This window comes from bacterium, from assembly GCA_030648955.1.
Lineage (GTDB): Bacteria > Patescibacteriota > Minisyncoccia > Phycocordibacterales > JAUSHB01 > JAUSHB01.
In genome coordinates, this window is the sequence record JAUSHB010000003.1 from 1 (window position 1) to 6,398 (window position 6,398).

5 protein-coding genes are annotated in these 6,398 nt (G+C 42.7%); all 5 read left to right on the plus strand.

Annotated features, from left to right (window positions below; all coding sequences use genetic code 11):
- Positions 1–308: 308 nt before the first annotated feature.
- The 5 genes from Q7S11_00275 to Q7S11_00295 all read left to right on the plus strand — a co-directional run bounded on the left by Q7S11_00275 (position 309) and on the right by Q7S11_00295 (position 6,346).
- A complete protein-coding gene (locus tag Q7S11_00275; protein ID MDO8572191.1) occupies positions 309–1,385 on the plus strand; it encodes an adenine-specific methyltransferase EcoRI family protein in 1,077 nt (358 codons plus the stop codon).
- Between the two features lies 1 nt (position 1,386).
- Positions 1,387–2,505 (plus strand): DUF262 domain-containing protein, encoded by a 1,119-nt coding sequence (locus Q7S11_00280; protein MDO8572192.1) that lies wholly within the window; start codon positions 1,387–1,389, stop codon positions 2,503–2,505.
- Positions 2,506–2,509: 4 nt separating this feature from the next.
- Positions 2,510–5,269: a hypothetical protein gene (locus Q7S11_00285; protein ID MDO8572193.1), complete on the plus strand. Its 2,760-nt coding sequence runs from the start codon at positions 2,510–2,512 to the stop codon at positions 5,267–5,269.
- Positions 5,270–5,331: 62 nt separating this feature from the next.
- The gene (locus tag Q7S11_00290; GenBank protein MDO8572194.1) at positions 5,332–5,634 is read left to right on the plus strand and encodes a DUF977 family protein; all 303 of its coding nucleotides are present in this window, start codon (positions 5,332–5,334) and stop codon (positions 5,632–5,634) included.
- 58 nt (positions 5,635–5,692) lie between these two features.
- Complete coding sequence (locus Q7S11_00295; GenBank protein ID MDO8572195.1) at positions 5,693–6,346, plus strand: hypothetical protein; 654 nt, start codon at positions 5,693–5,695, stop codon at positions 6,344–6,346.
- Positions 6,347–6,398 lie beyond the last annotated feature (52 nt).

A 6,398-nucleotide genomic window follows, 5' to 3' on the forward strand; every position in this document is an offset into this window, starting at 1 on the left:
CCCACGCGCGCGAAGCGCGCGGAACCGCCCAAAATCAATGGGCTTTCATTGCTGATGCTAAACGGGATTTCCCGAAAATGGGATTAGTCCCTTGTTTGGTGGCTCTATACTACCGCGCTCGAACCTATTTCGCCCAGCACCAATGATTACTCGCCCGCTCGCAGACTCGCGGGCTCGCCGCCGCGGACGGCGGCCCCGAGCCCTGCCGCTCTCTATGCTTTGTTTTTTGGCGGGGGGGGATTTCTTTGGAAAAGGAATGGAGCGGCAGGGCGAGGGTTTTTGGGTTATAATTGGACCATAATTAAGATATGGCAACCAAATCCTCAAATTCAAACTTTCATCGGGCAGCCAAAGTGAAGAATGATGAGTTTTATACGCAACTCGCTGATATTGAGAAGGAACTTAAACATTACAAAGATCAATTTGGCGGCAAGGTGGTGTATTGCAACTGCGACGACCCCTTTGAGAGCAATTTTTTTAAATACTTTGCCGCCAATTTCAAAGCGCTCGGATTGAAAAGACTTATCGCAACTAGCTATAAGCCATCCCCGATAGCAAACACACAACTTGGGTTATTTGGTGATGATAAAACGCTGGAACCGCAAAAAGGTCGTCCAAAAGTGAATGCAAACAAATTAATTATCAACGATGTTGGGGATCTGGACGACGACGGTGCGTTTGATTTGAAAGACGTTGCCGAACAGCTAAAAGCGAACAAAAACAATGAATGGGCACCGCTAGATGGTGAAGGAGATTTCAGAAGCCCAGAAAGCACAGAATTACTTAAGCAAGCGGATATTGTGGTAACTAACCCACCGTTTTCGCTGTTTCGGGAATATGTAAACCAGTTAGTCGAATATAAGAAGCGGTTTTTGATTATCGGCAATGACAATGCAAGAACTTACGTGGATATTTTTGAACTAATGCAAAAGAATAAAATCTGGTCAGGATACGAAAAGGTAAAGGAATTTATACAGCCGGACGGGTCAATAAAAGGGTTTGGTAATGTCGGATGGTATACGAATCTTGATGTAGCGAAGCGACATGAGTCCTTAACCCTCTATAAAAAATATTCCCCAAAAGAATATCCTAAGTACGCAAATTATGATGCACTAGAAGTTAGCAAGGTTACTGATATACCTGTTGACTATGACGGCGAGATGGGCGTGCCAATTTCATTTCTAGATAAATACAACCCTGATCAATTTGAAATTGTAGGGTCGAGTAGTAATTTATCAGGACCCATCAAAACAAAAGATGGTTTGGTCTACCGATATAAAGACCGTAACGGATATATGCGACAAGCGGCAAACGAGCGCTTTGCACTTCCCGATGGTGATACATGGCGACGAATTTACGACAGAATTGTAATTAGGAAAAAATAATATGAAAATCGAACTGAACAACATCAAAGTACGCGAGGTATTCAACGGATACAAGGATAGTGACGAGGAGGGTGTTATTGCGTATGGCGGAAATCTCGATATCCGCCCAAAGTATCAGCGTGAATTCGTGTATAAGCCAGAACAGCGTAATCAGGTTATCAAAACCATTCTGCGGGGCTATCCAGACGGCGATGCATACTTCCCACTGAATACGATGTATTGGCTCAAAACAGACAAAGATACTTTTGAAGTGATTGACGGTCAGCAGCGCACACTCTCAATTTGCCAATATATAAATGGCGATTTCAGCATTGATGAAAAATATTTTCATAGTTTAAACAAGACAGAACAGGAATATATCTTCGAATACCCATTGCAGGTATATATCTGTACAGGAAGCGACAAAGAGCGACTTGAATGGTTTGAAATAATCAACACTGCTGGCGAAATTTTAACACCGCAAGAACTACGCAATGCAAACTATACCGGAGAATGGCTCACCGACGCGAAGCGTTGGTTTTCTAAAAGCGGCGCTCCTGCGTATCGCATTGGTCAAGATTATGTAAAAGGATCACCTATTCGCCAAGAATATTTAGAAAAAGCGTTGAAATGGATATCTGCACGAGACTACGGTGAAGAAAACCCTGCGGAGTACATGTCTAAGCATCAGCACGATGAGAATGCGAACGCATTGTGGGAATACTTCCAGAGTGTGATTGAGTGGGTACAAAACACTTTTCCAAACTATCGCAAAGAAATGGCAAGCGTGAATTGGGGAGAGCTGTACAATCAATTCAAAGACAAGAAGCTTAATCCCACTAAACTCGAAGACGAGATTTCAAAATTAATGCAAGACGAGGATGTCAGCAACAAGACTGGTATTTATCCGTATGTACTAACACGCCAAGAAAGACACCTTTCAATCCGAGCATTTAACGACAAAATGAAGCGTGAGGCGTACGAGAGACAGAAAGGAATCTGCGTAAAATGCACGGAACATTTCGAGATAGAAGAAATGGAAGCTGATCACATTACCCCGTGGCATGAGGGCGGTAAAACGACCGCGGCGAATTGTCAGATGCTGTGCAAGGACGATAACCGGACTAAATCTGGTAAATAAACTTATGATGGAAGACCAGCAAAACAACCGAGGGTCTGAATGGAGTAAATGGGACTTGCACGTTCATACACCATTTTCTCACACATCAGAGTACGCTGGTGCAACAGAAGAAGAAAAGTGGGATAATTTTATTAATGGCCTAGAGGCGTTGCCCAAAGATATAAAAGTAATCGGTATTAATGACTATCTGTTTCTAAATGGCTATAAAAAGGTAATAGAATACAAAAATGCTGGTAGGCTGAAAAATATAGATCTGATTTTGCCTGTCGTGGAGTTCAGATTAAAAGAATTTGTTGGTACAGATCAATTAAAAAAGATTAACTATCATGTTATTTTTGCTGAGCAAAATGTTCTCGACATTGATACCATAGAAGCACAGTTTTTGTCTTGCTTTAGATCATCGTGCAATCTCGATGAGAATGATGTAAACGGCACCACTTGGGGTGGTGTTGTTACAAAGGAAAGCCTAATTGATCTTGGTAAGCACATATACGACGCCACGCCAGCGGGTAAAAGAGAAAACGACAATCATTTTGAGATCGGATTCAGCAATATCAGTTATAGTCTGGATAAACTCAAAGAATGTCTAGGAGAAATAAAGGAGCCGAACACGTACCTAAAGGATAAATATATAAAAGCTATTGGGAAATCTGAATGGGAAGAATTCAGATGGACTGGATCTCCCGCAGATAAGAAAGACATAATCAATAGTGCCCATGTTGTCTTTTCAGCCTCACCAAATGCGGAACAAGCAAACAAAAATATTGCCTCATTAAATAGCCAGTCGGCAAACAGCCGCTTACTTCACTGCAGTGATGCGCACAGCATTAAACAAACTAGAGAGGGGGATGGTGTCGTAAAATTTGATTTTTCAAACACCAGCCCTAAAGACCTCGGGCATTGTTTTACTTGGATTAAGGGAGCAGCCAGTTTTGAGACGCTAAGACAAGTGGTGGTTGATTATGAAAATAGGGTTTTGATTCAAGAAAGAAACCCGTCTGAAGATAAAAATTCATCACCGGAACGTTTTATCGATAGAGTGGAATACAAACTGAATGGTGAGAAAAATATAACTTATTTTAATAAGGATATAAACTCAGTTATCGGCAAGCGAGGAGCTGGAAAATCTGTTTTGCTTAAACATATTGTTTTTGATGTACTTGGGAAAGAGGTTAAGGAAATCAAGAAGCTAGATGAATTTAAAGTTTGTTGGTGCGATGGCTCATCTGAAAGTAAGTTTGTTGAATATATCCCTCAGAACTATCTATCGACGATCACTTATGAGGACGGTGAAAAATACGGTGAGCGAGATAGCATGCTCAAAGCACGTTTGTTTAATAATGAACTGTTTAAAAATGCTGACGTAAGTAAAAATGAAACTGTTGATTCGATAGAACTAAAAATAAATTCTAGGGTTAAAGAAATACTAAGCGAACACAGACAGGTCGTAGAAACTACTGACCAATTAAAACCACTTGGAAAAGTAGAGGATAAAGATAAAGCAATAAAAACCAAGCAACAAGAAATCAGTAAGTTTGGGAAAATTGATATATCCGACACAGATATTGAAAATCAAACAAAGTTTTCGTCTGAAATTGAATCGCTTGACGCAGAGATTAAACTGTTGGAACAAGACGCACAAATTATAAAGAATATCAATCGCGCTAGCGATGCGAGTTTCATCACGGTTGACGATGAGGCTTTCTTTGGGCTGTCGCAGACAACACTGGAGCTAGTAGAAAAACACATTAAACAACTTTCTAACCAAAAGATTAAAGAATACCTCGGTAGCTTGTTGACTGAATTAGAAAAAAAGATCAAAACCAAGAAGGAGGCGAAAGATGTCGCCGACAAAAACCTAAAGCCAATAAACGATAAGCTACAACAAAATAAAACCATAGAAAAAATTCTAAAGGAAATCAATAAACTGGATAGCGAGAAAAAAGAGGTCGAAAGACTAAATAAATTTGTTCAAGAATCCCAGGAGAAAAGGTTCTTGCTTATCACTGAGGTTGTAGACCTATACCTATCTTTTAAGGAGAAAATTGAAGCCATAGTCCAAACGCTAAAAGATGAGTTTAGTAATTTTACGTTCATAACTTTTGATTTCACGGTCAGTTATGACATCGGTGCTTATAGAAGTGGATTTTTTGACGTGTATATTGACGGACGTTCTGGCGAGAGGTTTAGGAAGTTCATTACCGAAAAGAGAAATTTTAAAAAAGACGAGCTCGTTAAGATCATCGAAGACATCATCGCCGATGCAGATACCGCCAAGTTAAAAACTGCAGGTGGCGATAAGGAAGGTGCGCTTGTGACGCTGCTGAGTTGTAGATACGACATCGATTTCACAAAGTCCGTTAAATATAAAAACGATGACGGGGTGGTGGATTTTGAGAACATGACTGGCGGACAGAAAGCGATGGCGCTTCTAGATCTAATTTTCAATCTGTCCAAAAGTGGGTACCCTATAATCATTGACCAACCAGAAAATGACATTGACGTATCTGGAATTTCTAATGACTTAAAAAAGCTCATCTTGGATCAAAGAGAAAGGCGTCAAGTGATAGTGGCAACACATAGTCCCAATTTGCTACTGCTGAGCGATTCCGAAAATGTAGTCGTGGCAGAAAACAAAAGCAACGCCATCACCTACCACAATGGCGGAATTGAAGATAAACAAATTCGGAATGATATTGTGGGTATTCTTGAAGGCGGCGTAGACGCACTGAGAAAGCGAATGCAAAAATTGAATATTCGTTAAGAACCTGCTCATAATTGATTAACGAAAGACTGGGCAGGAATTTGCTGTAGTACAATATTTCAATGAACTACGCCGTCTTAATCCTTGTCGCTATTATCGGCATTGCGCTCGGAATGTATATCGCTCGCCGAAACGCGACTACGGGATTTATCGCCAAGCAGATAGAGCAGAAATCCCAGAATAAGGAGAAGATTATCGCGTTTGTGCAAGAGCACGGAAAAATTCAGAACAACGATGTGGAAAAACTAGCCGGAGTATCTAACGCAACCGCCGAGCGGTATTTGGACGAGTTAGAAAAAGAAGGAAAGCTCACCCAACACGGCATCATCGGACAAGGCGTCTTCTACACTCCGAAGGGCGAATAACTCAACCCGTTGAGCCATTTGCCCGAAGCAGGGCTCGGCTATAGGTTAGAATCAACTTATGCCACCAGAAGAAACCGTTACCCCAGACGCGCTACAACCCATCGTAGAATCGCCGAGCCCGGCTGTTGAAGTCCCTACAGAAACTCCTCCGCCTGAACCTGTGCAAGTGGCTCCTGAACCATCTCCTGCTCCCGTGGAAGCGGTACCAGTACCAGAAACGGCTCCCGTCTCCGCCGAGGCTACGACGGGCACGCAACCCACAACCCCAACGGGGCCACAAGGGCCACTTCCATTTTCTACGACGGATGACCGTCAAGAAAATCAGGTCGCTCAAATCCCACCAAATGAGCCGATCGAGCCAGAATCTGACCCGATTGAACCCGCTGCTGAAAAGCCAACTGCGGCTCCCGAGCCGCCGTCTGCGGCGGCAAGCGCACCAGCACCGGTCATCGTGCAAACCGGCATTCTGCACACCGCCCGCGAATTCCTCGGCAAAGCTCGGATTGCAATTCAAGACCGCAAGCGAAAGAAGCGCGACAAGATAATGGCCGCACTGAACCCGAAAAACAAAATCACGACCGACGAGGTGGAGAAACTTTTGCATGTCTCTGATGCAACGGCACCGCGATATCTCTCTGCGCTCGTGAAAGAGGGGAAGATACAGCAAGTTGGAAAAACTGGAACGGGCGTGACATATTCAAGAGCGCCCTAAAATTTTTGCTCTCGTAAGCTAACGGATAAACTGCCTCGCTTCTATCGAGGTC

Bases quoted from the DNA above. Each gene is read 5' to 3' on its own strand.
- Q7S11_00275 (MDO8572191.1), top strand. From the start codon at position 309: ATGGCAACCAAATCCTCAAATTCAAACTTTCATCGGGCAGCCAAAGTG.
- Q7S11_00280 (MDO8572192.1), top strand. From the start codon at position 1,387: ATGAAAATCGAACTGAACAACATCAAAGTACGCGAGGTATTCAACGGA.
- Q7S11_00285 (MDO8572193.1), top strand. From the start codon at position 2,510: ATGATGGAAGACCAGCAAAACAACCGAGGGTCTGAATGGAGTAAATGG.
- Q7S11_00290 (MDO8572194.1), top strand. From the start codon at position 5,332: ATGAACTACGCCGTCTTAATCCTTGTCGCTATTATCGGCATTGCGCTC.
- Q7S11_00295 (MDO8572195.1), top strand. From the start codon at position 5,693: ATGCCACCAGAAGAAACCGTTACCCCAGACGCGCTACAACCCATCGTA.